The organism is Allobosea sp. CCNWLY174, assembly GCF_037120455.1.
Taxonomy (GTDB): domain Bacteria; phylum Pseudomonadota; class Alphaproteobacteria; order Rhizobiales; family Beijerinckiaceae; genus Allobosea; species Allobosea lupini.
In genome coordinates, this window is the sequence record NZ_JBBBBQ010000013.1 from 79787 (window position 1) to 105016 (window position 25230).

Sequence of the window (25230 nt, forward strand, 5' to 3'; positions counted from 1 at the left end):
TTGAAGGCGAGTGCCCTCAACCACGGCTGATCTGACGCAAAGGCCCATCGTGGGCTCGCGCGGGGCCTCTCGCTAGAAAAGAGAATCAAGCTGGCGAGGAACTGCTCTTGCCTCTTGCCGTTCGATAGAATGGAACGGGATCGAGGACGCAGCGAGATGCCTACCTACAACGTGCGCATGGACGTCGGCGAGGGGCCGGACCAGGGTGAGCTGATGGACTTTGCCGATGCAGATGCTGCCTGCCACGACGCACAAGTGGCTATGGCAGAGGCGGCTAAGGAGAAGGTGCCTGGAACCGATAAGGCTCATTTGGCAGTCGAGATCGATGACATGGATGGTGCCACGGTCTTTCGGGGCGAGATGGACTTCACGGGTCGAAAAGGGTGCGTTGCGGACCCGATCGATGAAGCTGCCGCACAGTCGCCGATCGGACCCCGCGAGTGAATGAGCAAGCCCGTAGCCTTGGTCGTGGAGGAGAAACCGATCCTTGTTTTTTTCACGCCATTTCCTAGGTCAAAGACGCGAGTTATGAGGTATTGGAGGCGCGGAGCGACGCCGAGGAGGTCGCGATGCTTGAGAACCGCGACGGCGGCCGAGCCAACTTTACCACCGTAAACACGCCGGGTTCGATAGACGGCATGCGGCGGTCCGTAAGCGTTGACCCCGTCGTGATCATCGTCGCCTATGGGCGCCTCAAGCCGAGAGCCGGCGATGTGCCGGAGAACGTCTCCTTCATTGCCGACCCATGTAACGACCGATGCACGCGTTTGAAGACGCCCCCGGCCTATTGTTGTTTGTTATGCGTTAGGGCCTCAAGGTGGCGGCCGCTGCGGCGCTAGCGATTCTGAACGCAGCGACGCAGCCGGTGTCGCACTGCGTGGTCGAGTGATGCGCCATTAACCCACCAGTCGAGCGGATTCTTCCCGCGGCCCGTTACTCAGTCTTGTGTTCGAGAAATTTAGAATACTCGCACCCTTTGAGTCCGATGGCTCACCCCCGCTGTGCAAACTTGGGTGAATGGTGGAGCTAACACCGAGCTGGAAACAATCTGGACCGGTGAGTTCCTGGCGTGAGGTGCCTTCAGCCAAACGGAATCGATCGCAATCGAGGCGGCTTACCGCCGAGGAGCCTGTCCCGTGTCAGCTCTGTCTGCGCAATTGGACGATCTGAGCGGTCAGTCCGACGACGAGCATGACAAAGAGGCCGGCCAAGGCGCCCAACAGAAGCGGCGACTTTGGATCGGTCACCAAGGGGTGACCGTCCGGAACGCGTCGAAGCGTCTCGCTGACGCTTGGCACCATGAGAAGAAATGCGGTGAGGGTCAGAAATATCGTTTCAAGGTATGTGGCGCCACGGCCGAAACCCGAAACGTGCCCGACGCTATAGCCAGCGACCAGCAGAAGGATCGTCGCCGCGCCGATGCCGTAGCTTATTGGCTCACGTGCAACCAGAAACACCGTTGTCGCGCCAATCAGCATTGAAGCGAAATAGAGGGCTCCGGGCACAGATCGCGGCACGATCCGGCCGTGTCGGGCAAACATGTAGATGGCGAGCGGAATGGCAGGCAAGCTGCCGAGCGTATGCACCCAGCCTAGTGGCGAAATTCCAAACATGAAGTTGTCCTGTTTTTCCGATCTGATGCGATAGATGATCCCGATCGACCGGCATCGCGGTTGTGGAGGAGCCGCGGTTCTCGGCTCCAATGGGGCCTTGATCATTGCCGACATCCGGCTCTGAGCATGCATTGTGGACGGTTCTCAAACCTGCCGCTGCACCTCATCATGCAAAGGAGGCGCTTGCGCTTGCCGGACGAGCGCGATGCTGAGAGCTACGCTTCCTGCGAGACAGAAGGCGATGCAAAGGATGGCTACAATGAGCGCCTGCGCGATGGCGGCCGGATCTGTCCGGGCGCCGAGCACCTCGAAGAAGATCCCGCCGATCACGGCGACGCTGAGAGCCGTACTGACTTGGAGAGTCGAGCTGACAATGCCGGCGATCATGCCGGATAGGGCTGGCGCGACTCGGCCCGTTACCATCCGCATCAGGGTCGGCAGCGCCAGCCCCTGCCCGAAACCGATGACGAACAGGAGGGCGGCAAGCGGCATCGGATCGGGATGCGTGCCAGTCGTTGTCGCCATGATGAGCCCAGCGAGACCCAGGAACCCGGCGACTTCAAGCCCCATGCCGATTGGATTGACATAGGCGCCGCAGTACCGTCGAAAAAAAGGCGTCGACAGCGGCCCGAGCAGGAATCCGGCGCCAAACGGCAGGAAGATGAAGCCCGCCTGCAGCGCAGTCATATGCAGCGCCTCCTGCAAATAGACAGAGAGCAGCTGGAAAAAGCTGCCGATCGAATAAAACAACAGCGCGATCAGCAGCGCGTGGCCCAGTCCCGGTTCCCGCAAGGCGACCGGGTCTAGCAACGGGGCACCGCCCGCTCGTGCCAGCCGGGCCTCATGACGCCAGAACAGCCACGCCAACAGCGGTACGCCGACGAGCGACAGCCTGGACCAGAGGGGCCACCCAGCTTCGCGCCCCTCGATCAACGGCACGAGCAGCGCGCCGAGCGTCAGCATCGAGAGCACCGTGCCGCCGAGATCCAGCCGGCGTGCGTCGCGCGCGCGCGTCTCTTTCAGCAGAGGAATGCCGAACAGGAGGACCAGCAGCGCGATCGGCGAGTTGACCAGGAAGATTGCCCGCCACCCCAGCCCCATGAAATCCAGCGCGATCAGGACGCCGCCCAAAGCCTGCCCGACCACCGCAGCCAATCCGAAAATCGCACCATAGATGCCAAGGGCGAGCGGCTTCTCCTTCTCCGGGAAAATCGCCTGCACCGAAGCGAGCGCCTGGGGCGCAATCATGGCGGCAGTTACGCCCTGCAATGCGCGGCCGGTGACCAGCACCCAGGGCGACCAGGCGAGGCCGCACAGCGTCGAGGCGGCGGCAAACCCGATCAGGCCGAGAAAGAACACACGGCCGCGACCGAACAGATCGCCGAGCCGCCCACCGGTCGTCAGCGTCACGGCATAGAGCGCGGCATAGGATGAAATGACGAGCTGCTCGGCGGAGGAGGAGGCTCCCCATTCCCCCCGGATCGAGGGGAGCGCCACATTGACGATGAAGAAGTCGAGCGGCGGCAGGAACGCGCCGACGAGCAGGATGACGAACATCGTCCAGCGCCGCGGCTCGGGCTGGGCGTCGCCGTCTCGCACCATGGCGACGTTGAGGGCTGTAGCTTCACATGTCGGGGCACTCATGAGTGGATGTCCGCTCTCGAGCCTGAGCTTTGCTGCCACCGATCAAGCCAGGCCGCCTCGTCCTGGGCGTCGAAGTCGGTTGCGATGGAGATGTCGCGCCAGGCGGTGATGTCGGCGCGGAACGACTCCAACTTTTGCTCTGCTACCGCGTAAGCCCGCGGCCCGATTGGAAGGTGCAGCGGCGGATGCTCCGCATCTACGGCCCGCAGCATCACGGCGACGGCCTTCGCCGGGTCGCCTGCCTGCCTGCCGTTATTCGTCTGCCGGTATTGGCGTCTCGCTGGCACGGTCTCGGCATAGGCAGCGATCTCCTGCGCCGCCGTGAGCATCGAGCGCCCGAGGAATTCGGTGCGGAAGGGACCGGGCTCGACGATGAGCACGCGCACGCCGAGCGGACGAAGCTCTTGCGCGAGCGCTTCGGATAGCCCCTCCACCGCAAACTTGCTCGCATTGTAGAAGCCGAAGCCGGCAGAGCCGGCAATCCCGGCACCGGAAGAGAGATTGACGATGCGGGCCCCGGCACGTTTGCGCAGCGCCGGCAGGGCGGCCCGGGTCGTCTCAATCAGGCCGAAGAGGTTCACCTCGAACATCGGCCGGTATTCGCCGGGCTCACCCTCTTCGATCGCGCCGATAAAGCCGAAGCCGGCATTGTTGACGAGAACGTCGAGACCGCCGAACGTGCTTTCGGCCAGATCCACGGCCTTTGCGGCGTCGCCGGCGCGCGTGACGTCCAGCGAAATGCTGCGTACCGTCTCGGGATAGCGTCCGCCCAAAGACTTTAGGCTTTCCGTCGAACGGGCGGTGGCGACGAGCCGATCACCTCGCGCGGCTACGGCCTCAGCAAGCTGCCGGCCCAAGCCCGACGAGCATCCGGTGATCAGCCAGGTTTTCATCATGTCCTCCTTCAGCGCCTAGGTCGGGGCGCGGCGTGAACCCGCCGCCATGAGCGGCCGGCGCGCTTTTCGTCTCCAGCGGGATGGGGGGAAGATAGGTGGTTGGATTTGTGCGAGAACTGACATTACCGTACGATCTCTGTTCAGTTTCGTGGGTGCAGCGATGGAGTGGAGCGATGTCAGGATCTTTCTGGCCATAGCTCGTACCGGCACGCTGGGTGCTGCCGCTCGCGCGCTTCATCTGAGCCATCCCACGGTCGGACGCCGCCTTCGGGCTCTAGAACAGGCTACGGGCCAAACACTCTTTCAGAGAACGGCCGACGGTTTTATTCCGACGGAAGAAGGCAACGCCGTCATTGCCTTGGCGGAACAGATGGAAGACGGCGCTCTGGCCATCGAGCGGCGGCTCGCCGGACAGGAGCAAGCCCTTCACGGCACCTTGCGCATATCGTCGGCCGACTGGTTCGGCGCCTACGTCCTCCCGCCGATCATCGACAATTACGCAAAGGTCTATCCGCAGGTCGATCTGGAAATTCTCACTGGCACCCGCCTGTTCAGCCTGGCGCAGCGCGAGGCTGACATCGCTTTCCGGATCGTCCCGTTCGACAGTCCGGACGTCGTGCAGCGACGACTGGTCCGTCTACCCTATGGCGTCTACGTCGCGGCAGGCTCACCCGAGCCGGTCTATGGCGATGGCGCCGGCTTCCGGCTCATCACCCACGACACGTCGACGGGCCAATTCCCTGATATTGCCTGGCTTACCGAGAGTTTTCCGAACGCGAAGCCGCTTCTCCGGTCGAACAATCGCAACGTACAGGGGCGGATGAGCCGCCAGGGCATTGGCATCGCCGTCCTGCCACAGGTAGTCGGAAGCCAGATAGTGGGTCTTCGTAAGCTTGATCTGCCGGCAGAACCACCCTCACGGGACATCTGGATGGGATATCATCGGGACATCCGGCGCCTTCAGCGGCTGCGGGCCTTCATCAACGTCGTGACCGATCATATTGCGAAGACACCACTTCAAATGTGAATGCTGCCTTGAAAACTGCGACCGTCCCGGCACCTACTGACGGGCACCTGTTTTTCATCCAGAGCGTCCTGGGTAATTCCATTCGCGTTGCGTTGATACCGGCCATTGCCCCATCGCTCAACGCCGACGTCAGCTTCGACCTTAGAGGCTGTCGCGCGAGCACAACCCAGATTTCGGCGGAACGGGCCTGCATGCGCGCCTGAACATCCAGACACTGCCGATCGTTGACGTTACTGGTGACAGCGCGAGCGAATGGGCGGTGCAAGGCATGCCGAACAGCGTTATCGTTCCCAAGCCTTCGCGTGTGTTCAGATCGCCGCCGCACTAGAGAACATAATCAACGCAGCCGATCCGCTGCCGTCGCAGCCGCTGGCCACGGAAATTTCATAGGTCCCATCGCAGCTTACTTCATTTCCGACGACCAACCGAAATCGACGAATTCGCTGCGGGAATCGTAGCAGATGTTACCATAAGAACGCAGATAGGCGTCGCGCCGGCTGGGATCTTGATAGACTGCAGCGGGATCTGCGAGATCGGCTTCGAAACCTAAGAGACTTTCCCGCGTCAAGGCTGTCGGGAGAATGTCGAGGCCCTGCGGCACGGATTTGCCCTCCAGCCAGTCGGCCGCATGCTGCGCGAGCGCATAGCCGAAGATCGGTGACGCCAGGCTTATGCTCGCCTTGTACGGCCCAGCCTTGCGCATCTCGGCCAGTGCTTCCGGCTCGCCATCGATCCCGCCAATGAACTGATCGTCACGGGCAAGCCTGGCTTCGCGCAGAGCCGCGAGCGCACCGAGAACGACGGTATCCGCTCCGAGGACGACGTCGATGCGCGAATGCGCCAGCAGAACAGTCCGCATCGTTGCCTCGCCGCCGGCCTTGTCGACCGTCCGGGGCGAAATATCGGCGATGATCCGCACGCCGGGGACTGTTTTCAGCGAAGCGCGGATGGCCACGAAGCGCTGCGCCAAAAACTGGTTGGTATCGTGCGTCAGCAGCACGACGCGAGCCTCACCGCCCAACTTGGTTTTAATGTAGGCCGCAGCGGCGTCGCCCAGCGCCTTGCCTGTCGCCAGTTGGGGCGCATTCAGGATCGTCGTTGCCGGGGGTGGTACGATCGATCCGACATAGCCCCCTTGGGCGATGAATCGTCGGACCACCGGCGCCAGCGTCGCAACGTCGATGGGAGCGGCAATGAGTGCGCCGGTGCGATCCGCGATTGCGCGCTGGACATGCTCGACCATCGTCGCGGGGTTGTTGTCGGCAAGCGCTATTTCGAAAGCGAGCCCCCGCTGCTGAGCTGCCAAGGCCATCCCCCGCGCCGCGCCCTGGACGAACTCTCGGTTGTTGTCCTGAGCGAAGACCAGAGTCTTCCTCAATCCAGGAGGCGCCGCGCAGCGCGCCGCATTACGATCGAAGCTTCCGAAGACGCGCGGCGCTGTGATCCCGCGCGGCGCCTCCTGCGCCCAGCTGCGGGAGGGGAGGGCCATACCCAGCCCGATCGCTCCAAGCACCGTCCGGCGCGACACATTCATGGAGGTCTCTCGTTCCTTCATCCACAGCTTCGATTTCATCAGGCCGGCTCGAGTGACATCACGAGGCGGGCTTCCGTACCGGGACTTCGGTTCGAATAATCGACTTCCGCCTTGAGCGAGCGCGCGATCGTCGTCACGATCTTGGAGCCGACACCGGTACCGCGCGCTGGCGTGCCCGCCGACATGCCGATGCCATCGTCCTGGACTGCCACGAGGAGCTTGTGGTCCTGCTTGCGAGCAAGCACACGAACCTCGCCCGGCTGGCCCTCATAGGCGTACTTGACCGCGTTGGTCACCCATTCGGTGACAACGATGCCCAGGCTGATGATGGCGTTGGTCGGAACGCGGACCGGCTCGATATCATGCTTTATCGTTGCGCCGAACCCGCCCGACGTCAGCGTCTGCTCCAACTGGTCCAGCAAGGCGGTCATATAAGTGTCCATCGCAACCGAAGTCACGTCTCCAGACGTGTAGAGATGCTTGTGGATTTCGGCGACGGCCTGGATGCGGGCGCTCGTCTCGTCGAGAGCCTCCTTAGCCACCTTGTCCGGAATGGCCTGCCGCTGCAGGCGGATCAGTGCGCTTACGAACGACAGATTGTTGGCGACCCGGTGGTTGACTTCGGTCAGCAGCACTTCTGCCCGGTCGCGAGCGCGGACGAGATCGTCGGTCCGCTCGGCAACCCTGATTTCCAGGCTGGCATTGGCTTTGGAAAGGTCGTCGCGGGCCTGAACAATCTCGCGCGTGTAGCGCGTGTAGGTGATCAGGACTCCGACCATGACGCCCAGGATCATGAGGCTCGCCAGAACGGTCCCGACGCGCAGCGCGAAGATGTTGGCCGTCTGGGTGCGAAGCCGGTCGGTCAGATTGTCTTCCGCCTCGATCACGATCGCCGAGAGGAAAACCTGTATTTCGTCCATCAGGGCCTTGCCCTGATTGTTGCTGATCGTGGCAGCCGCGCTTGCGATACCGCCCGCATCGCTTTCGCTCACGGACTTGTCCAGTTCGGTGATCCGCTGTTCGACCAGCAGTTTCAGCCGCGGCAGCATCGCCTGGAAGCGGGCGCTCGAGGCGAGGTCCAGCGTCAGCTGCGCGGTTTCATCCTGTGCGACTAGCTTGGCGTTCTCATATGGCGCCAGATAGATCTGGTTGCTGGTGAGGATGTAGCCCCTCTGACTCGATTCAGCTGCGAGAAGCGCTTCGCGGATGCTGACGGCGCGGTTGCGCAGCAAGCGTTGCGCGTCGACCATTCCGGCGTCGACCTGCGCTCTCTGGCTCAACCACACGGTCGCGCCGACGAGGCCCAGCAAGGCCACGGCGCCGATCATCAGGAAGATTAAGGTGGAGGTGATGAGGTATCGTCGTGAAATCGGCATTCCAGCGCGCCTTCGTTCCTAGCGCGGCAATCCCAAATGGGATGCGATGGGTCAGCCGTCCACGCATCGATAGCGCAGCGGAAATTTAGCCGCAATGCCTGCAAGAGCAACGAATTTCCGTGAGCAACATTCCGCTCGATTCGCTCGCTTGTGCAGCCTGGGACAGAACCTCTCATGACACAGCCACTGAGGCGCTCCATGCGCCTGATCGAGCTTTCAAGCCGGGCGGCCGAGGTCGCAGCCCTAGTCAAGACGCTCGCCAACCGCAACCGGCTGATGGTCGTCTGCACGCTGGTCGAGTGGGAGTATTCGGTCGGCCAGATCGAGGACGAACTCGGCATCCACCAGCCGACGCTCTCGCAGCAACTCACCGTGCTGCGCGAGGCCGGTATCGTCGAGACCCGACGCGAAGCCAAGCAGATCTTCTATCGCCTGACGGAGCAGAAGGTCGCCCATCTCGTCGCGGCACTGCACGCCATATTCTGCGCAGAGGACCCCGCGCCATGACGCCATTTTGGCATTCGCTCCTGGGAGGCATGCTGATTGGCCTCTCGGCCTCCCTGCTCCTGCTCCTCAACGGCCGCGTCGCCGGCATCAGCGGTATTCTCGGCAGGCTGGCGCAGGGCACGCAACTGCCTGCCAACGCCGCCTTCGTCATCGGGTTGATCCTCGGCCCGCTGATCTACCGCCTTGCTGCGGGCACGTGGCCGGCCGTGACCATCACGACGTCGCTCCCGGTCATCGCACTGGCCGGGCTGCTCGTTGGATTTGGCACACGCATGGGCTCAGGATGCACCAGCGGCCACGGCATTGTCGGTCTCGCCCGGCTGTCGCCGCGCTCGATCGCGGCTGTGGTCACCTTCCTCGGCGCAGGGATCATAACCGTCACGCTAATGAGGCTCGTCTCGCCATGAAGCGATGGATGCAAATCCTGACCGCGCTTGCCTCAGGCGCCATCTTCGGCCTCGGCCTGTCGCTGTCTGACATGCTCGATCCCATGCGCGTGCGCGGCTTCCTTGATGTTACCGGCACGTGGGACCCGAGCCTGGCTTTCGTGCTCGGCGGGGCCGTCCTCATTGCCTCTGCCGGGATGGTCGTGCGCCGGCGGCTGCGGCGGCCCGCGTTCGACGACGCCTTCCACCTGCCGGCAATCACGCCGATCGACAGCCGCCAAGTTCTGGGCTCTGCCATTTTCGGCATCGGCTGGGGCATGGCAGGTCTTTGCCCCGGCCCGGCCCTGGCCTGGCTCGCTAGGGCTCGCCCCGGTCGCGATCTTCGTCATTGCGATGCTCGTCGGCATGAAGGTTCATGACCGATCCCTCGCAGGCCGAGCCTTCGCGCCACGCATCGGAACGACGCCGTGACGGCGCAGATCCCCATCGCGATAGGCTCGGGAAGCCTAGTTGGCTTCATGCCTCGCCTCCTCGGTAGCAGCAGCTCCACGCTTTCTATCAGGCTGGTGGCGGATTGTAATCTTCGTGCTACATATCTGTCCAATCTGCAGTGCGAAGGTAGCAAATGCCTACTCCACATATCCCTCCAGCGGCCGTGCGCCGCACCCTGCGGAAGCTCGGCGCGGATATCCACGACGCCCGCCGCCGCCGCAAGCTGCCTATGGCGGTCGTGGCGGAGCGTGCTTTCACATCGCGCTCGACCCTGCAGAGGGTCGAGGCCGGCGATGCCAATGTGAGCATCGGCATCTATGCCGGCGTCCTCCATGCCCTCAGTTTACTCGAAGCGCTGGGCCAAATCGCCGATATCAGCAATGACAGCGTCGGACAGGCACTGGCCAGTGCCGATCTGCCCAAACACGTTCATCTCAAGCGGCCAACCGGATCGTCCCGCGATGGCTAACTTCGAGGTGCACGTCGAGCTGCAAGGTCGCACACGCCCAATCGGATTGGCGCGGAGCAATCGCGTCCGCGGCGCAGAGACTATTCTCTTCGAGTATGACGATGCTTGGCTTTCGGATCCGGATCGCTTCTCGCTGGAGCCGGCGCTTGCATTGACGCGCGGCGCGTTCGCTCCTCCTTCTGGACTTGCAACCTTCGGCTCAATCGGCGACTCCGCACCAGATACGTGGGGCCGCCGCCTTATGCAGCGCGCCGAGCGCCGCTTCGCCGACCGCGAGGGCCGCGCAGTCCGCACGCTCGCAGAAAGCAACTATCTGCTCGGGGTCGCAGACGAGACGAGGCTAGGTGCATTACGGTTTCGGTGGGTCGGCGAAGAGGCCTTCCAGGCGCCGATCAGCGCCGGCGTACCGGCCCTGATCGAGCTGGGCCGTCTGCTTCAGATCACCGAGCGGATTCTCCGGGACGAGGAAACGGACGAAGACCTTCAATTGATCTTCGCGCCCGGCTCCTCCCTGGGCGGTGCGCGGCCGAAGGCTTCGCTCATCGACCCGCATGGCCATCTCTCCATCGCCAAGTTTCCTAAGGAGACCGACGACTACAGCGTGGAAACCTGGGAGGAGATCGCGCTGCGGTTGGCCGGTCAAGCCGGCATCGTCACCCCAAAACACGAACTTGTCGAAGTGGCCGGCAAGTCAGTGATGCTGTCGCGACGCTTCGATCGCAATGGCGCGATCCGCATCCCGTTCCTGTCGGCAATGGCGATGATGGGCGCCAGGGACGGCGAGCGTGGCAGCTACCCCGAGATCGTCGACACCCTGGCCAGGCATGGCGCGCAGGGAAAGACGGACGCCCACGCACTCTATCGGCGTGTCGCCTTCAATGTGCTGATCTCCAACGTCGACGATCACCTGCGCAACCACGGTTTTCTCTGGCTCGGCAAGGCGGGGTGGTCCCTCGCGCCCGCCTATGACCTCAATCCGGTGCCCACCGATCTCAAGGCGCGCGTGCTGACGACGAATATCAACCTCGATGAGGGCACCTGCTCGCTCGATCTGCTCGAACAGGCATCGGAATACTTCGCACTGACGCTGGCGCAGGCCCGAGCGATCATCAAAGAGGTCGCCACCGTGACCGCGACATGGCGCAAGACCGCGAAGGCCGTCGGCGCTCGGTCGGTCGAGATTACTCGCATGGCCAGCGCCTTCGAGCACGACGATCTCACGCGGGCGCTGGCGCTATGACTCGGACTTTTCTTTGATAGCTTCGATCCGCCAGCCGCCCGTCCGGGTTCTGGCTCCCCGTCAATCTGGACGTCTCCGGGACCCTCGGCATCTCGAGGCTCGGATCGGCTTCGCTTCGGAGCCGCACAGATGGGGATCGACGGCGACCATCCCAATCTCCACATCATTGCGCCCGGCGGCGCCACGTCGAAGGGCAGGCCGTGGGCATCGACGAGCCATTCCAGCACCGGCCCGATCTACTCGGTCAGGCGCGCCACAACCGCCGGATCGGGCTCCCCCTTGGCCTCGGCCATGATGTCGGAAGCGATCACGCTCAAATCAAAGCGGGCCGCGTCGATTTAGAAAAAAGGCCGGCGTCCCAAAGGGAGCCGGCCAAGGGGAAGCCAAGGCGATATGCCAAAGCCTCAGGGGAACGGAAGTGACCAGCTACCAGCGGGAGAGCCCGGAGCGGTCGGCGGACCGTTCGCCCGATATGGGGAATTTCTTAGCGTCCGCAATCCGCTATTTTGATGACCGACTCATGCTTAACGCGCGCGGCAACGCTTGTGCCAGTCCAATCTCGATCGAACCGAACTGCACTCGTTACGATGCCCTGCTGGTCGCCCTGCGGCGGCCGCGGTAACGGGGGTATCGCGGGCAAGGCAAATGTGGCGCACTGCAGGGTAATTCCAGTAAAGGAAACGGCTTCCTATTCTCAGAGCGCTGCATCTCAACGCAAGTTGTGAACGCAGGCATGACGCGTACCTATAATGAGACTGCGAGGGATGGACAGACGACCTCTGCTTGCTGTAGGGAATGCATTCAAAGATACATCTTTATGCAGTTGGCGATGACAATGCCGAAATGCTCAAGGAATAAATATCGCTCAGATAAATCTGCTGATAGTCCCTCAATCGTTATTGATATTGCGACACATCGGGTGCTGCGTAGGATTTTAGGTCTATCGCAGGAGGATATTACGCAAATCGATCTTCATCTCGCTGTCGAGGCTGGCCTGCTAAAAAGGCCCTCCAGCCAGATGGCCCTGACCGCGGATGATCGTTAACATCGTCGAGTCGTGCCTTCGGGCGACGGGTTTGTTGCCGCACGGCGACGGCACGACGTAGCTTGGTCATTTCCAATCCCTAGGGTATAAACTCAATCAGCGTCTTGAGATCGCTGCATTTGGTTGATTCCGTAGCCTTTATCGATGAAGGCGCGGCATGGCGAGATCGCTGTTTTGACTGTCGGACGAGGCATGGGCGCGGATCTAGCCACACCTTCCGACGAACCAGCCCGGCGCGCGTCGTGTCGATGATCGACGGGTGATCTCGGGCATCATCCACATGCTCAGATGCGGCGGACGTTGGCAGGATTGCCCGCCGGAGTACGGGCCGGCGACCACCTCTACGACCGCTGGAATCGTTGGAGCCGGCGCGGGCTGTGGCATCGGCTGTTCGCGTCGCTGTCAGCGCAAGGACAACTCGGAGTTGGGCATGTTCGACTCAACCTATATGAAGGCGCATCCTCGGCGCATGGTGGAAAAACGGGGGCGAAGGCGCAGGCGATCGGCGTCTCGCGCGGCGGCCAGACCACCAAAATCCACGCCGTCTGCGATCTTCTCGGCCGTCCCGTCGCGCTGACGCAACACCTCCGATATCAAGGCGGCGGAGCTTCTCAAGGAGCACGTCACCGGCTTCCGCCGCCTCGTGGCGGATCGCGGGTATGACGCCAATCAGTTCCGGGGCTTCCTGAAGCAAGCCGGCACGATCCCGTCATCCCTGGCCGCATTTACCGCAAGCGGCGCATCCGCCAAGACGAACAACGCTACAAGGGTCGCTGGCTGATCGAGGCGATGTTCTGCCGCCTTAAGGACTTCCGCCGCGTGGCGACCCGCTACGACAAGCTGGCGCCCAACTTCGCCTCAGCCGTTGCGCTCGCCGCCGTCTTGGCTTTCTGGTGTTGATCGACCGGAAGGACAGCCATGACAGCCTTCATCGCCCTGCTGCGCGCCGTCAACGTCGGCGGGACCGGCAAGCTGCCCATGAGCAACCTGAGGGACCTTTGCCAAAAGGCAGGCCTCGGATTGGTCCGGACCTACATCGCCTCCGGCAACGTCGTCTTTGCGAGCGACGCTACGGAAGCTGAGGTCAAGGCGCTACTTGAAGAGCAGCTTCGCGCTTACGCCGGAAAGCCGATCGGCGTGCTCGTTCGGACAGCGAAGGAGTTGGCCGCCGTGTCGGCCGGTAATCCCTTCCCGACGGCCTCGCCCAACCGCACGGTGGTGATCTTCCTCGACCAGCCTCCGCATCCTGGCACGTTGGCGGGCATCACAGGGCAGGACGGTGAAGAGGTGAGCGTCGGGGTTCGCGAGATCTACGTCCACTACGGCGACAAAATGGGTCGCTCCAAGCTCAGCATTCCTCACGCCGCGGCAGGAACGGCGCGGAACATGAACACGGTCGCCGCCCTGGTCACCATGGCGACTACGCCGCCCGATTGAGTCTGAACCCTAGGCTGCTTCATAGTTGCAGCCCCAGATTTGCTATCAGATGTCGACTGCTTGGGCGCAGTCTGACCGAGAGGCCCGCGCGTGGACCCTACCGAACCGCCGACACTTGCGGTATACTCTTTGCACCGATGTTGACAACGTAGAATACTGTCCTTCCAAAAAGAGGCTACGCCGGGATGAACGAGCCTATCGGAGGGAACGCAACTTTCGGGTCGACACCGGTAGTTGTCACGGATCCTGTACGGCCGCCAGTGCCGAGACAAGAAAATGTGTCTTCCAGCTTACCGAGCAGCGATGTCGGTACGTTGGTACTGCACTGGATCTCCGTGATCGCGGTGGTGACGAGCCTAGTCACAGGCATCAGAATTTCGGCCGACGCGCTGGATGCCGTCGTCTCGAAATGGATGGAACCAATCTTGCCTCAAGGAGAGATTTGGAGCGTCCATATTTGGGCCGGTCTGGCGCTGTTTGCGACGTCGACCGCCTATTTGATCTACATGGCGACAAGCGGGCTGTCCGCGCGCATTTCGGCCCGGAGGCTATCGCCGTTGAGGATGCGAGCCCCTGCCAAACTCCGGTGGCTGAGCGTCAACGTCTTGCTCCATTGGCTGCTCTACGGGCTGGTGGTGGCCCTGACGATCACCGGGGTGCTGCTCTATCTTGGTTTCGGCGGGTGGGTCGTCACCGTACATCTTGCGGCAGCCTTCGGCACGTTGGCTTACACCTTGGCCCATATAATCGCGCATTTCGGATATGGCGGCTGGCGCCAGTGGCTGCGCATCTTCCGGCCGGCCCGGCTCGCGCCCTCCGTAGGCCAGCGCAGCCGCTACCCGTTGCTCATCGCCTCGTTCGTCGCCGTTCCGACCGCCGTCGCCATCGCCGCGCTAGACTATGAGAGTCGCGACGAACTTCTCGTGCAGACGACGACGGACATGCCGACCCTCGACGGCACCACTGACGATGTCGCATGGCGATCCGCGCGCCCCGTCCGGGTCAGGACGTCCCAGGGCGCGAATCTCGGCGGGACCGGCGAGTCCACCGTCGAGATCCGGGCGGTCCGGGACGCGAACAAGATCTATTTCGCGTTCAAGTGGCAGGACCCGACCCGCTCCCTCGCACGTCTGCCGATGATCAAGCGAGAGGACGGATGGCGATTGGTCGGTCACGATGGCGATCGTGCCGACGTCGTGGATTTCTACGAGGACAAGCTCGCCGTCATCTTCTCGGCGAGCGACGCATTCGCCGGCGGCGGCGCGACGCATCTCGGCCCGAAGCCGCTTCCCGACCGGCCATCGTCCCTGAACGAGCGCGGCCTGCATTACACCACCGACGGCTCGTATATCGACATGTGGCAGTGGAAGGCTTCGCGCGGAGGTCTGATCGGCTACATGGACGACCAATATATCGGTCCCCCCAGGGAAGCGACCGCCGACGAGGCGGCCAAGCGCGCACGCTATCAGGGCGGGTACTGGAACGACCCGGGCCGGACCTTCTACAGCTATAATTTCGGGTTCGAAGGCCCCGGCGGCTACAAGGGTCCCGTCTCCCCAAAGCGCTTGCCGAAAAACCCGGAGGCCGCGGCACGCGCGATCGGGACATTCGACCCGACCAATGCCGATCTGAGCCAGGACGAGGGCAGCATCTGGTGGCTGACCGAGGCGGAGAGTGTGCCCTACACGATTGAGGCGGATGCCCGATTCCCCGTCGGTAGCATCATGCCCGGCGTTCTGATCCAGGGCGACTACGAGGGCGATCGTGGTGATATCCGCGCCGGCGCTCGGTGGAAGGACGGATACTGGACTGTAGAAGCGTCCCGGAACCTGAGCACGGCGAGCCGCTACGATGCCGACTTCACTGGAAAGAGCCCCCTGTACATGTGGGTGTCCGTCTTCGACCATAACCAGACTCGGCACACGCGCCATGTCAGGCCGGTTGAGGTCAGGCTGCGCTAGACTGCGCATGGTGAAAGTCTTGTCCCAAAGGTCCCGATGAAACGGACGGCGTCGCTCGTTATCAATGCCAAGAAGATCTCAGCCACCACGGGCCAGACCGTGCTGGACGCCGCGATGGGCGCGGGCATCTTCATTCCACATGATTGTTCGTCGGGCCAATGCGACACCTGCCGCGTTCGGGTCTACGACGGCGTCGTGGATGATCGAGGCACGCGTCGTGGCGCTACCGTGCTTGCTTGCCAAACGCGGGTCACGGGCGACGCCGTCCTCGAGTTCGACGCCGTGCCGGAGCCGATCAAGGTTCCGGCGATCCTGACGGGCATCACACCTCTTTCGCCGGCTATCCTGGAACTTGCGATCGGGCTTCACAAAAGCTTGCCCTTTTTGCCCGGACAGTACGTGAAATGCGCCTTCGGCGGCTTTCCGGGGCGGGACTACAGCCCCACCCAACGCGTCGACGGAACCGGCGCGATCGATGAATTGATCGTCCACGTCAGGCGACTGCGCGATGGGGTGGTGTCATCCCGGCTAGGCACCAGTATCGGCATCGGCCACAAGGTGACGGTCCACGGACCCTTCGGCAGCGCGTTCCATCGCCTGGGCGAGGGTCGGATCGTCCTGGTCGCCACCGGCACGGGATGGGCTCCGGTCTGGGCCATTGCGCGAGCGTCGCGGTTTCGGCAGCCCGATCGCGAGATGGTGGTCGTCGTCGGCGCTCGCGCTGTCGAGGACATCTATATGAGGGAGTCGCTGGAATGGTTGGCCGCGACAGGGGTTCGGACGGTCATCGCAACCGCCAGCGCGCCGGTGACCCGAGATGGAGACGGCGTCTTATCTGGTCGCGTAACCGACCATCTCCCGATCTTCACCGCCGAGGACACGGTCTATGCAGCCGGTAATCCATCGATGGTTGCAGCGGTGCAGGCGCTCTCCCATGAGGCCGGCGCGACATGCCACTGCGATCCGTTCACCGCATCGCCGGTGCAGCAATCGATCGGACGGCGGTTGCTCTCGTTCCTGAAGCGACCCGGCATTGCCGAACCGGGCCCCACCACGGCGGCGGGCCAACAGGGGTGAAGCAACAGTTCAGTTTGCCGCCGGCAGGGCGCCGTAGCTTCGGATGATCTCTGCTGCCTCTCCCGCCCTGGAGAAGGCGATGAACTTGGACACATCGTTTGGCAGACCTTCCGGGCGGTAGACATAGGCGAGTTCGCCGGTGCTCGGATAGCCGGGCTGCGACGGATGATGGCCGTCGATTTCCAGGACTGTGGTGCCGATGTCGAGTATCTTGCTGTACGGACCAAAGCCGATGGCCCCATCGGTCAAGCGCACGCTTTCGACGGCCTCCTGCGTTGAAACCGCAGTCTTCGACCGTTCCGTGATCTCAAGGTTCTTCCAACCGGGCATGTTGGCACGCAGCGTCGTCAGCGTGCTGTCGGCATCCTCCCGGCGGACGACCCGAATGCGGATATCCATACCTCCGACCTCCTTCCAGTTCGAGATTTGGCCGGAGTAGATCGCCGCAAGCTGCACCGTATCGAGCCGCGATATCCCTGCACTCGGATGCACGAAGAAGGCGCTTGGGATCTTCGCGACAGGCACGTAGGCCAACCCTCTCGCGCGCTCGGCGTCGCTGAGCGGCCGGGCTACGCGCGCCAGGCGGGCCGCTCCCGATCCGACCGCGGCGATTCCGCCGCCTGAACCGATGCTAGGCGGGATCCGCACCTCGATCGACGGCTCCATTTGGCGAAAGCGAGCTGCGACAGCTTGCAGCATCTCGATGCCGTCGCCGGTTCCTACGACGGATAGCTCTTCTGCAGGTAACGCAGCCGAGCTCGTCAGCATAAGCACTACTAGCGGTAGATATCGCATGGCTCGTTCTCTGCGGTTGGAAACGTGAGCCTACCAGCTGCCCCGTAAACGATTGCTAACCGTAGCCGCGAAACATGGTCGCGTTCCTTTGGAGCATAAGATTTTACCTTGACTTCATGCTTTGTCCCTAACATCGCGCGGTACGAGGATCAAAGAGGGCGGCCTGGTGCCGGAGAAATCCCATAGTAAACCGATGGAGGTCTCGCCGAAGAGGGTGGAGATCGCCGGAGGACTGTGGGCGACAGGCTACCGTCTGATATCGCATGCGGCATCACGAGGATCCCTGTGGTTGCGCGCGCGAATGTCGGACACCCATGTCGGGGCGCACCTTGCGTGGGTCGTGCTTTTGACCGGCGCGTTGGCATTTGCGGCTATTGGCGTCGTCTCTCTCATTCGTCTGAGGGCCGACGCGGAGGAACAGGCGACCGCACTGGCCCAGCTATCGCGTCAGCAGCTTGCTCGGAAGCTCGATGGGGAGGCGCGTCTGGCCGAAGCCAGGTTGCGGGTCTTGTTCGACGAAGCGCACCGCCAGACGCGATATCTCTCGCAGCGACAAGACGTCGTAAAGGCCATCGTCTCGGCAAACTCGGTCGCCATGCAGCTTCTGCTGCACCCTGCGAGCGTCACGGGCGAGCTCGATGCGTTTCTTGTCAGCGATCCGGCCGGAAACATTATAGGATCGAGCCGAACGACCGACCTCCTTGTCGCTCGGGAGGCGATCGCGCGATTGGGACTCGACGATCGTATCGTTTCGGTTCTGACCGATAATCGCCGAAGCGAAAGGAGGTCAGATCGGACGACTTTGCGCGTGATGCCCGACGACGATCGCGCCATCGGCATGCCACTGGGAAGGACGATTGCACATTTCGCCATAGAGCCGGTTTTCGACGATTTCGGCGACGTGGCAGGGGTGTTGATCGGCATCCGTTCGCTGGCTCCTTCAGAGGCCACGTTCGAGAAATTTTCCAGCATCGTGAATGCCGGTGTACTCGTGAAGGATGGAGACCTCACCCTTTCCTCGGGCGGTCTCCCCACCTTCAATTTCCATGCAACGACGGCATTAGCTGACGACGAGCTGATATCCGGCTCCGGTGGCAACCGCGTTGGCCGCTGTGCGGCCCACGAGCTCGGCCTCCTTGTCTGTACCCACGTCGAGGCTTCGGAAGTCCAGGAAGCTCAGCAACAGATGCTTCGCGTGAGCGAGCGACAAGCCGGCGCCCTCTTTACGTGGTTCCTCGTGCTCGCGGCGGGCTCGCTTGGCATTCTCGTGTCTGTGGTACTGGTAGCCGTTAGGCAGGTCACACGAGGCTTGCCGCAGCTCGCATCGGCTGCTGCGTCCGTTGCGCGAGGAGACCTCGACGTGCCGTTCCGCGCCATCGGCGTCGGTGAGGTGCGCAGCCTGGGGCAAGCCTTCGAGGTCATGCTCGCGAACCTGCGCGAGAGCCTCGGCCGGACGCGAACGCTGGCATTCTTCGATCCGGTAACTGGTCTGCCCAACCGTGCCAGCTTGCGGATCGATGGGACGGAGGCGCTGACGTCACGGAGGTCTGACGTCGTATTCCTATTCATCGATCTCGATCGCTTCAAATCGATCAACGACACTTTCGGCCACAAGTCCGGCGACATGCTATTGGGAGCGCTGGCTCAGAGGCTCGCCAACTTCTTCGATAGTCGGGTCCGATCGAATGAGATTAACGCCTTCCGCGTCGGCAGGCTCGGCGGCGACGAATTCCTCGCGATCCTCGATCTCACCGCGACCGAGGCGCGGCTACAACGCCTTGTAGAGGACCTCATCCGGCGTCTTGGCGAAAACTTCGTCATCGGCTCGTCGCACATGACGGTCGGAGCAAGCGTAGGTATCGCCATCGCTGGTCGCGACGGCGCTACATACGACGATCTGCTGATCAGTTCCGATGTAGCCATGTATGAGGCCAAGCGCTCCGGCCGAGATTCATACGCGTTTTTCACTGCGAAGGCGGCTGCGCTGATGCAGGAGCGGCTTGCAATCGAGAAGGAGCTGCGCGTTGCCTTGAGCGAGCAGACCCTGAACCTGCTGTACCAGCCGCTTTTCTCCTTGCGGGATGGCACCATCGTGGGCGCCGAGGCGCTAGTGCGCTGGCGCCATCCGACGATGGGGGACATTCCACCAGGAAAGTTCATCGGGATCGCCGAGGATGCGGGTCTGATATCCGAGCTTGGGCAGTTCGTGCTGGAGCGGGCGGTCACCGAGACGGCTGCGCTAGTGCGCGACAGCAGCGACCTCAGAATCGCAGTGAACGTGTCGGTCCTTCAATTAGAAGATCCGACCTTCGCAAACCGGATCGAGGCTTGCTTGGCCAGGGCCGACTTCCCACTCGACCGGCTCGAAATCGAGATTACGGAATCGGTCGCGATGCGCGACTCCGACGTAGTCCAGCGGCAGATCGTCGATCTGAGACGAGCGGGGGTTCATTTCTCGCTGGACGATTTCGGCACGGGGTATTCGAACCTTTCCATGCTGGCGCGGTTACCGGTCGATACGCTCAAGATCGACCGATCCTTGGTCGCCGGCATACATCATAGCGTCGAACAGCAGGCGATCGTCAGAACCATCCTGGCGCTGTCGCAGTCAATGGGTTTTGCTTCTATAGTGGAGGGCGTGGAAGCCGCCGAAGAACGCGATTTTGTTATCGCAGCCGGTGCGGATATCGCGCAGGGATTTTTCTTCAGCCGCCCTGTGTCGTTCGACATGCTCAAAGGCATGCAACTGACACGAGCACTAAGCAGGGTTACCGATCGTTCGGAAAACGGCGTTGGTCGGCCCAAGGCAGCCTCGAGCCGCTAGCCGGTTACGAAAGAGTACTGCACGGCAACGCTCTTAGCCGATTAGCGCGAGGCTGTGGACAGTGACCACCATCTTGCAATCCATTTCATCGACTGTGCGGAGCCGGCTTTGGCAAGCAGGGCGGCGCCCGTACAGACAGATGCCATCCAAGCGGCTCGTTTGGATTGCCGGCGCGAGAGAGCGAGCGTGGCCAGATTATCGACCTCTCGACGCGTGCCTTGCCCGCCCGGCACGGGCAGACCATCCATCTGCGGTGCCGCAGCGAAGCTGGAGTGAACGCCGGCCGGCAAGCCTTGGGATGACGTGAGGCCGGCACCGCTCTTCGAGACACTACGAGTTCGTAATCCGGCAGACGCCCGAGCGCCTGTACGGGGCCAAAGACGTCGAGCGTCTCTAACTGCTCGAACAGCACCATACCGATCGTGCGCGATTGGGATGGACTTGTCGTCGTCAGGTTGGGCTTGGTGATGTCGCCTCGCTGATTACCCACCCTGTCACATGCGACCCGCATCCGACAGGGCAGCAATGCTCGCTGCGCCCGTCACTCAGCGATGGCCGGAAGGCCGGGCAGAAGTTTGTCCAGCGTGATCGGGAACTGCCGCACTCGCACGCCTGTGGCGTTGTAGACGGCGTTGGCGATTGCAGCGCCGGCACCGCAGACACCCAGCTCCCCGACGCCTTTGGCATGCAGCGGATTGGCGACAAGGTCGCGTTCTTCCAGGAACTGGATGTCGATGGCAGGAATGTCGGCGTGAGCCGGCACATGATACTCGCCGAGATCGCGATTGACGATCTTACCGGTTCTTGGATCGTGGACCAGTTCCTCAGTCAGCGCGCCGCCGATGCCGAACACCACGCCGCCGATTGCCTGCGATATCGCGGTTTGGAGATTGAGGATACGACCTGCGGCGAAGACGCTGGTCCAGCGCGAAACTCGCACTTCGCCCGTAACCGCATTCACTCTGACCTCACAGAAATGCGCGCCATAAGAGGTTTGGTTGAAGCGCTGGTTGCTTTCTCCGGGCTCGGTCGCTCCCTCCGCCGAAAGCCCGTTGCCGACGAGCTCGGTGATGGGCCGGCTGATACCGGGAGCCGTGAGGATGCCATCCGTCAGAGTCACCGCATCGACACATGCGCCGGCGGCGGCGGCTAGGCGGGCGCGCAGTTCGGCGCAGGCCGCATACAGTGCTGAGCCGCTGGTCGTCGCGCCCCAGCTGCCACCCGAGCCTGCACTACGCGGATCGTCGGTATCACCGAGGCGGACCTCGACCTGCTTCAACGGCACGCCGAGCAGATCCGCCGCGATCTGCGCCAAGATGGTGTAGGTGCCGGTGCCGATATCGGTCATCTCGGTTTCGACCACGACCCGGCCGTCGCCTTGGATCGTCGCGCGAACCCTGCTGGGGCCGAAGAGATTGCCGCGCGCCGCTGCCGCAACGCCGTGCCCGACAAGCCAATCTCCATCGCGCATCTGGCCCGGGCTGGTGTTGCGCCTCTCCCAGCCGAACCGCGCCGCACCCTGGCGGAGGCAGTCAACGAGCGCACGGCTCGAAAACGGCATATCCATCTCGGGGTGGCTTTTGGGCTCGTTGCGCAGCCGCAGCTCGATCGGGTCAAGGCTCAGCGCTTCGGCAAGTTCGTCCATCGCGCATTCGAGCGTCAGCAGCCCGACGGCCTCGCCGGGCGCCCGCATTGACACCGCGAGCTGCTTGTTGGTGCGGACGACCTTGTGATCGACCACCCTGTTCTCGCCTGCATAAAGCAGATGCGTGGCCAGTCCCGCCGGCTCGAAGAAGACCTCGCCTTCAAGTTGGTCGGTGATGGTCTCATGCTGCACGAGGGTGAGCCGCCCGTCGCTGTTCGCGCCAAGTCGTATGCGCTGACGGGTCATCGGGCGCCGTCCGGTGGTCTCGAAAACCTGCTGGCGGGTCATGACAACCTTCACCGGCCGGCCGAGCTGCTGCGCGGCGATGGCCGCGGCCACCGCTTCGGGCATGACTCCCAGTTTGCCGCCGAAGCCGCCGCCGACGAACGGCGACAGCACCCTGATCTGCGAGGGCGGAAGGCCCATCACCGTCGCAAGCTGATCGCGCGTGACGACCGGTGACTGGTAGGAGCCATGGAGCGTGAGTCGCCCCTCCTTCCAGATCGCAACCGAAGCATGGGGCTCCATCGCCGCATGGTTCTGGCTCGGCGTTTCCCACACCGTGTCGACAAGAGCCTGGGCTTCGCCGGCCGCCCGCTCCACATCGCCCTGCTCGGTATGGATCAGGAACAGGCCGAAGATATCATCGGTTGGGGGCAGGGCGCTATCGCGGGCTGCCATCATGTCGAAGACGCCCGGCTGTGACTCGAAAGAGACGCGCACGCATAGTGACGCAGCACGCGCACGCTCCAGACTGTCCGCCACGACGAGCCCAATCGGTTGCCCGAAATAGGCAACCTCCTCGACGCCCTGCACGGGCGCGGCATCCCCTCCGAAGTCGCCGGCATTGCGGATCATCCGCTCATCGCGGATCACCGCAAGAACGCCCGGCATCGCCAGCGCAGCGGTCGCATCGACCAAGCTGATGCGGCCACACCCGACCGGCGCGCGCAGAAGCACGCCATGCAAGACTTCCTCCGGGAAATGTTCGGCAGCATAGCGTGCAGCCCCCGAGACCTTCCGCGGCCCGTCGATCCTCGCGATCTCCCTGCCGATCGTGGGCATGGGGCTTTCGTCGAGCAGGCTGTGCTCGAAGGGCGCGTCCATCTTCACGCTTGCGTCCATCATGGCTCGGCTCCGGTCAGCTTGGTGAGGCAGGAAACCAGCGTTCGCCGCAGCAAGGGGACCTTAAAGTCGTTGCCGCCATGGCCGTTCGCCTCGGCGAGTACCACGTCGGCGCAGCGTTCGAAGAGCGCGGCTGATGGTGCCTGGCCGACCAGCAGTGCCTCCGCCTCGCGATTGCGCCACGGCATGGGGCCGACGCCGCCGAAGGCGAGCGCAGCCTCGGTGATCCGCTCTTCCTCCACGGAGACGACAGCGGCCACCGAAACGAGCGCAAAGGCATAGGAGGCGCGGTCTCGCACCTTGCGATAGCTTTGCTGTCTGGCAGGGGGAGGCGGCAGCACCACTGCGGTGATCAACTCGCCCGGCGCAAGACGATGGTCGACATGCGGCGTCTCGCCGGGCAGGCGGTAGAGCGCTTCGAGCGTGTGCGATCCCGTTTGGCCATCCGACAGCCTTGTCTCGACGCGGGCATCGAGGACCCTCATGGCGACGGCCATGTCGGAAGGATGGGAGGCGATGCAATGCGCCGAGGTTCCCAGTATCGCCATGATGCGGTTGAAACCGCCGATCGCGCTGCATCCCGCACCGGGCTCGCGTTTGTTGCAAGGGGAGGCCGGGTCGTAGAAAAAGTAGCAGCGCGTCCGTTGCAGCAGATTGCCCGCGGTCGTCGCCTTGTTGCGCAACTGCCCCGATGCTCCCGCGAGGATCGCCTGGGAGAGAACGGGATAGCGCTGCCGAACCAGCGGATGCGCCGCGAGCGCTGCATTCGTCACCAGCGCGCCGATCCGCAGCCCGCCCCCAGGTGTCTCCGTCACCTCTCGCAGATCCAGAGCTCCGATATCGACAAGGTGCCGGGGCCGCTCGATGCCGAGTTTCATCAGATCGAGCAGGTTAGTGCCGCCGGCGATGAAGCGCGCTCCGGGGCGCTCGGTCGCCGCCTGCAGCGCCGCCGTCTCGTCGGCGGGACGGATATAGTCGAAGGCGATCACGTGTCCGCTCCTTCGTGAATGGCGTAATGCTCGATCGCTTCGACGATGCGCGGGTAGGCGGCACAACGGCAGAGATTGCCACTCATCCGTTCACGGATCTCGGCGGCGTCGATCGCCGATGCTGCGCCGGCATGGTCTCCAAGATGGCTCGGCCACCCTTTGCGCCATTCGCCCAGCATGCCGATGGCGGAGCAGATCTGCCCCGAGGTGCAATAACCGCACTGGAAGCCGTCTTTTGCCACGAAGGCGGCCTGGAGAGGATGAAGCTTGTGTGCCGTGCCCAGCCCTTCGATGGTCGTGATCTCGTCGGCCTGGTGCATGACTGCCAACGAGAGGCAGCTGTTGATGCGCCGGCCATCGACCAAAACTGTACAGGCCCCGCACTGGCCGTGGTCGCAGCCCTTCTTGGTGCCGGTCAGTTGAAGATGTTCGCGCAGCGCGTCGAGCAACGTCACGCGCGCATCCAGTTTGAGGTCGTGCCGCGTACCATTGACGCTGAGCGTCACGGCAGCGCCGGAATCCGCTTCGATCCAGGACAAGTCGTGCCTCCTCTGCAGGCGATTGGGAAAGGGTACTGGGTGCCGGTCAGCGCGCGGGTGCGGGCAGCGCGAGGGCTGCCTTGAAGCTAGGAATGTCGAGAAAGGCCGTGACAGCGACGACCCGGTCGTCCTTGACGGTCATGATCCAGAGATAGCTGTTTCTGTAAGTCGTACCGTCGAAGAGCTCGGCGCTGCCGTCCCAATGGACCAGCACATCCTCGCCATCCGCCCAAATCCTGCGGACGACTGGCTTCAGCGGCGTCGTCAGCCTGGCGGCGAGCGGACGGGCCGCGCCGGCCAGCAGCTCCTCGCGGCTATGATAGGTCCGCGCGATCTCCGGATCCGAGCCGATGATCTGCCAACGAGCGTCGTCCGTCAGGAGGCTGAAGACATCGCCGTTCCCGCTTGCCCAGCGCTCGAAGGCAGTTGAGATCACCTTACGATTTCTCTCCTCGACCGGTGACGCCGTGCTGCCGATACCCTGGGCTCTTGGCTGCTCAGGCGCCGCAAGAAGCAGTGTGCCAGCAAGAACCATTGCCATGCGGAATGCCATCGTTGCCGTCTCCGTGTTTGCTGCGGATACGGGCGATAATGCCTGAGCGGCGGGTC

The 25230-nt window shown here is 63.0% G+C and carries 22 protein-coding genes and 2 pseudogenes; 13 read left to right on the forward strand and 11 right to left on the reverse strand.

Translation table 11 applies throughout. The features are described 5' to 3' along the window. The first annotated feature begins 156 nt into the window (after window positions 1–156). A complete protein-coding gene (locus tag V7S63_RS26560; RefSeq protein ID WP_336532509.1) occupies window positions 157–444 on the forward strand; it encodes a DUF6894 family protein in 288 nt (95 codons plus the stop codon). A 695-nt stretch (window positions 445–1139) separates the two neighbouring features. On the opposite strand, the gene V7S63_RS26565 is transcribed toward V7S63_RS26560, so the two are convergent. From V7S63_RS26565 to V7S63_RS26575, 3 genes are all read right to left on the reverse strand, one after another. Then, window positions 1140–1613 carry a hypothetical protein gene (locus tag V7S63_RS26565; protein WP_336532550.1) on the reverse strand — a complete coding sequence of 158 codons (474 nt, stop codon included), beginning with the start codon at window positions 1611–1613 and terminating at the stop codon, window positions 1140–1142. 144 nt (window positions 1614–1757) lie between these two features. Next, the gene (locus V7S63_RS26570; protein ID WP_336532510.1) at window positions 1758–3257 is read right to left on the reverse strand and encodes an MFS transporter; all 1500 of its coding nucleotides are present in this window, start codon (window positions 3255–3257) and stop codon (window positions 1758–1760) included. Then, complete coding sequence (locus tag V7S63_RS26575) at window positions 3254–4150, reverse strand: oxidoreductase (RefSeq protein ID WP_336532511.1); 897 nt, start codon at window positions 4148–4150, stop codon at window positions 3254–3256. The genes V7S63_RS26570 and V7S63_RS26575 overlap by 4 nt, the downstream gene beginning before the upstream one ends. A gap of 163 nt (window positions 4151–4313) precedes the next feature. On the opposite strand from V7S63_RS26575, the gene V7S63_RS26580 reads away from it, so the two are divergent. After that, window positions 4314–5180 (forward strand): LysR family transcriptional regulator, encoded by an 867-nt coding sequence (locus V7S63_RS26580; protein WP_336532512.1) that lies wholly within the window; start codon window positions 4314–4316, stop codon window positions 5178–5180. Between the two features lie 403 nt (window positions 5181–5583). On the opposite strand, the gene V7S63_RS26585 is transcribed toward V7S63_RS26580, so the two are convergent. Further along, complete coding sequence (locus V7S63_RS26585; protein WP_336532513.1) at window positions 5584–6753, reverse strand: sugar ABC transporter substrate-binding protein; 1170 nt, start codon at window positions 6751–6753, stop codon at window positions 5584–5586. Beyond that, the gene (locus tag V7S63_RS26590; protein WP_336532514.1) at window positions 6753–8042 is read right to left on the reverse strand and encodes a sensor histidine kinase; all 1290 of its coding nucleotides are present in this window, start codon (window positions 8040–8042) and stop codon (window positions 6753–6755) included. The genes V7S63_RS26585 and V7S63_RS26590 overlap by 1 nt, the downstream gene beginning before the upstream one ends. Before the next feature lie 222 nt (window positions 8043–8264). Here V7S63_RS26590 and bigR point away from each other — a divergent pair, with 222 nt between their 5' ends. The 10 genes and pseudogenes from bigR (at window position 8265) to V7S63_RS26640 (ending at window position 16704) form a co-directional block, all read left to right on the forward strand. Next, a complete protein-coding gene (gene bigR / locus V7S63_RS26595; protein ID WP_336532515.1) occupies window positions 8265–8597 on the forward strand; it encodes a sulfite-sensing transcriptional repressor BigR in 333 nt (110 codons plus the stop codon). After that, window positions 8594–9004 carry a YeeE/YedE family protein gene (locus V7S63_RS26600; protein WP_336532516.1) on the forward strand — a complete coding sequence of 137 codons (411 nt, stop codon included), beginning with the start codon at window positions 8594–8596 and terminating at the stop codon, window positions 9002–9004. The genes bigR and V7S63_RS26600 overlap by 4 nt, the downstream gene beginning before the upstream one ends. Then, window positions 9001–9454 (forward strand): annotated as a pseudogene (locus tag V7S63_RS26605) (DUF6691 family protein). The gene V7S63_RS26600 and the pseudogene V7S63_RS26605 overlap by 4 nt, the downstream one beginning before the upstream one ends. Before the next feature lie 154 nt (window positions 9455–9608). After that, on the forward strand, window positions 9609–9944 hold the full coding sequence (locus V7S63_RS26610) for a helix-turn-helix domain-containing protein (RefSeq protein ID WP_336532517.1): 336 nt from the start codon (window positions 9609–9611) through the stop codon (window positions 9942–9944). Continuing rightward, window positions 9937–11184: a type II toxin-antitoxin system HipA family toxin gene (locus V7S63_RS26615; RefSeq protein WP_336532518.1), complete on the forward strand. Its 1248-nt coding sequence runs from the start codon at window positions 9937–9939 to the stop codon at window positions 11182–11184. Before V7S63_RS26610 ends, V7S63_RS26615 begins: the two co-directional genes overlap by 8 nt. A gap of 129 nt (window positions 11185–11313) precedes the next feature. After that, a complete protein-coding gene (locus tag V7S63_RS26620) occupies window positions 11314–11526 on the forward strand; it encodes a hypothetical protein (protein ID WP_336532519.1) in 213 nt (70 codons plus the stop codon). Between the two features lie 881 nt (window positions 11527–12407). After that, a pseudogene (locus tag V7S63_RS26625) lies at window positions 12408–13129 on the forward strand (IS5 family transposase). 18 nt (window positions 13130–13147) lie between these two features. Continuing rightward, on the forward strand, window positions 13148–13666 hold the full coding sequence (locus tag V7S63_RS26630) for a DUF1697 domain-containing protein (protein ID WP_336532520.1): 519 nt from the start codon (window positions 13148–13150) through the stop codon (window positions 13664–13666). 314 nt (window positions 13667–13980) lie between these two features. Next, window positions 13981–15627: an ethylbenzene dehydrogenase-related protein gene (locus tag V7S63_RS26635; RefSeq protein ID WP_336532521.1), complete on the forward strand. Its 1647-nt coding sequence runs from the start codon at window positions 13981–13983 to the stop codon at window positions 15625–15627. A gap of 36 nt (window positions 15628–15663) precedes the next feature. Next, window positions 15664–16704 carry a 2Fe-2S iron-sulfur cluster-binding protein gene (locus tag V7S63_RS26640; RefSeq protein ID WP_336532522.1) on the forward strand — a complete coding sequence of 347 codons (1041 nt, stop codon included), beginning with the start codon at window positions 15664–15666 and terminating at the stop codon, window positions 16702–16704. A 9-nt stretch (window positions 16705–16713) separates the two neighbouring features. On the opposite strand, the gene V7S63_RS26645 is transcribed toward V7S63_RS26640, so the two are convergent. Then, window positions 16714–17472 (reverse strand): PstS family phosphate ABC transporter substrate-binding protein, encoded by a 759-nt coding sequence (locus tag V7S63_RS26645; protein ID WP_244544026.1) that lies wholly within the window; start codon window positions 17470–17472, stop codon window positions 16714–16716. A gap of 328 nt (window positions 17473–17800) precedes the next feature. On the opposite strand from V7S63_RS26645, the gene V7S63_RS26650 reads away from it, so the two are divergent. Then, the gene (locus tag V7S63_RS26650) at window positions 17801–20323 is read left to right on the forward strand and encodes a putative bifunctional diguanylate cyclase/phosphodiesterase (RefSeq protein WP_336532523.1); all 2523 of its coding nucleotides are present in this window, start codon (window positions 17801–17803) and stop codon (window positions 20321–20323) included. 41 nt (window positions 20324–20364) lie between these two features. On the opposite strand, the gene V7S63_RS28770 is transcribed toward V7S63_RS26650, so the two are convergent. The 5 genes from V7S63_RS28770 to V7S63_RS26670 form a co-directional block, all read right to left on the reverse strand. Further along, window positions 20365–20760 (reverse strand): DJ-1/PfpI family protein, encoded by a 396-nt coding sequence (locus V7S63_RS28770; RefSeq protein WP_442896526.1) that lies wholly within the window; start codon window positions 20758–20760, stop codon window positions 20365–20367. 104 nt (window positions 20761–20864) lie between these two features. Further along, complete coding sequence (locus tag V7S63_RS26655; protein WP_336532524.1) at window positions 20865–23096, reverse strand: xanthine dehydrogenase family protein molybdopterin-binding subunit; 2232 nt, start codon at window positions 23094–23096, stop codon at window positions 20865–20867. Continuing rightward, the gene (locus tag V7S63_RS26660; RefSeq protein ID WP_336532525.1) at window positions 23093–24082 is read right to left on the reverse strand and encodes an FAD binding domain-containing protein; all 990 of its coding nucleotides are present in this window, start codon (window positions 24080–24082) and stop codon (window positions 23093–23095) included. The genes V7S63_RS26655 and V7S63_RS26660 overlap by 4 nt, the downstream gene beginning before the upstream one ends. After that, window positions 24079–24621 (reverse strand): 2Fe-2S iron-sulfur cluster-binding protein, encoded by a 543-nt coding sequence (locus tag V7S63_RS26665; RefSeq protein WP_244544028.1) that lies wholly within the window; start codon window positions 24619–24621, stop codon window positions 24079–24081. The genes V7S63_RS26660 and V7S63_RS26665 overlap by 4 nt, the downstream gene beginning before the upstream one ends. A 46-nt stretch (window positions 24622–24667) precedes the next feature. Next, window positions 24668–25174 carry a nuclear transport factor 2 family protein gene (locus V7S63_RS26670; protein WP_091841910.1) on the reverse strand — a complete coding sequence of 169 codons (507 nt, stop codon included), beginning with the start codon at window positions 25172–25174 and terminating at the stop codon, window positions 24668–24670. Between the last annotated feature and the right edge of the window lie 56 nt (window positions 25175–25230).

What these genes read in the sequence shown, in the direction of transcription:
- V7S63_RS26650 (WP_336532523.1), top strand. Translation starts at nt 17,801, where the DNA reads ATGTCGGACACCCATGTCGGGGCGCACCTTGCGTGGGTCGTGCTTTTG.
- V7S63_RS26645 (WP_244544026.1), bottom strand. Translation starts at nt 17,472, where the DNA reads ATGCTGACGAGCTCGGCTGCGTTACCTGCAGAAGAGCTATCCGTCGTA.
- V7S63_RS26570 (WP_336532510.1), bottom strand. Translation starts at nt 3,257, where the DNA reads ATGAGTGCCCCGACATGTGAAGCTACAGCCCTCAACGTCGCCATGGTG.
- V7S63_RS26565 (WP_336532550.1), bottom strand. Translation starts at nt 1,613, where the DNA reads ATGTTTGGAATTTCGCCACTAGGCTGGGTGCATACGCTCGGCAGCTTG.
- V7S63_RS26585 (WP_336532513.1), bottom strand. Translation starts at nt 6,753, where the DNA reads ATGAAATCGAAGCTGTGGATGAAGGAACGAGAGACCTCCATGAATGTG.
- V7S63_RS26600 (WP_336532516.1), top strand. Translation starts at nt 8,594, where the DNA reads ATGACGCCATTTTGGCATTCGCTCCTGGGAGGCATGCTGATTGGCCTC.
- V7S63_RS26560 (WP_336532509.1), top strand. Translation starts at nt 157, where the DNA reads ATGCCTACCTACAACGTGCGCATGGACGTCGGCGAGGGGCCGGACCAG.
- V7S63_RS26630 (WP_336532520.1), top strand. Translation starts at nt 13,148, where the DNA reads ATGACAGCCTTCATCGCCCTGCTGCGCGCCGTCAACGTCGGCGGGACC.
- V7S63_RS26620 (WP_336532519.1), top strand. Translation starts at nt 11,314, where the DNA reads ATGGGGATCGACGGCGACCATCCCAATCTCCACATCATTGCGCCCGGC.
- V7S63_RS26640 (WP_336532522.1), top strand. Translation starts at nt 15,664, where the DNA reads ATGAAACGGACGGCGTCGCTCGTTATCAATGCCAAGAAGATCTCAGCC.
- V7S63_RS26590 (WP_336532514.1), bottom strand. Translation starts at nt 8,042, where the DNA reads ATGATCGGCGCCGTGGCCTTGCTGGGCCTCGTCGGCGCGACCGTGTGG.
- bigR (WP_336532515.1), top strand. Translation starts at nt 8,265, where the DNA reads ATGACACAGCCACTGAGGCGCTCCATGCGCCTGATCGAGCTTTCAAGC.
- V7S63_RS26610 (WP_336532517.1), top strand. Translation starts at nt 9,609, where the DNA reads ATGCCTACTCCACATATCCCTCCAGCGGCCGTGCGCCGCACCCTGCGG.
- V7S63_RS26655 (WP_336532524.1), bottom strand. Translation starts at nt 23,096, where the DNA reads ATGATGGACGCAAGCGTGAAGATGGACGCGCCCTTCGAGCACAGCCTG.
- V7S63_RS26670 (WP_091841910.1), bottom strand. Translation starts at nt 25,174, where the DNA reads ATGGCATTCCGCATGGCAATGGTTCTTGCTGGCACACTGCTTCTTGCG.
- V7S63_RS26575 (WP_336532511.1), bottom strand. Translation starts at nt 4,150, where the DNA reads ATGAAAACCTGGCTGATCACCGGATGCTCGTCGGGCTTGGGCCGGCAG.
- V7S63_RS26580 (WP_336532512.1), top strand. Translation starts at nt 4,314, where the DNA reads ATGGAGTGGAGCGATGTCAGGATCTTTCTGGCCATAGCTCGTACCGGC.
- V7S63_RS26615 (WP_336532518.1), top strand. Translation starts at nt 9,937, where the DNA reads ATGGCTAACTTCGAGGTGCACGTCGAGCTGCAAGGTCGCACACGCCCA.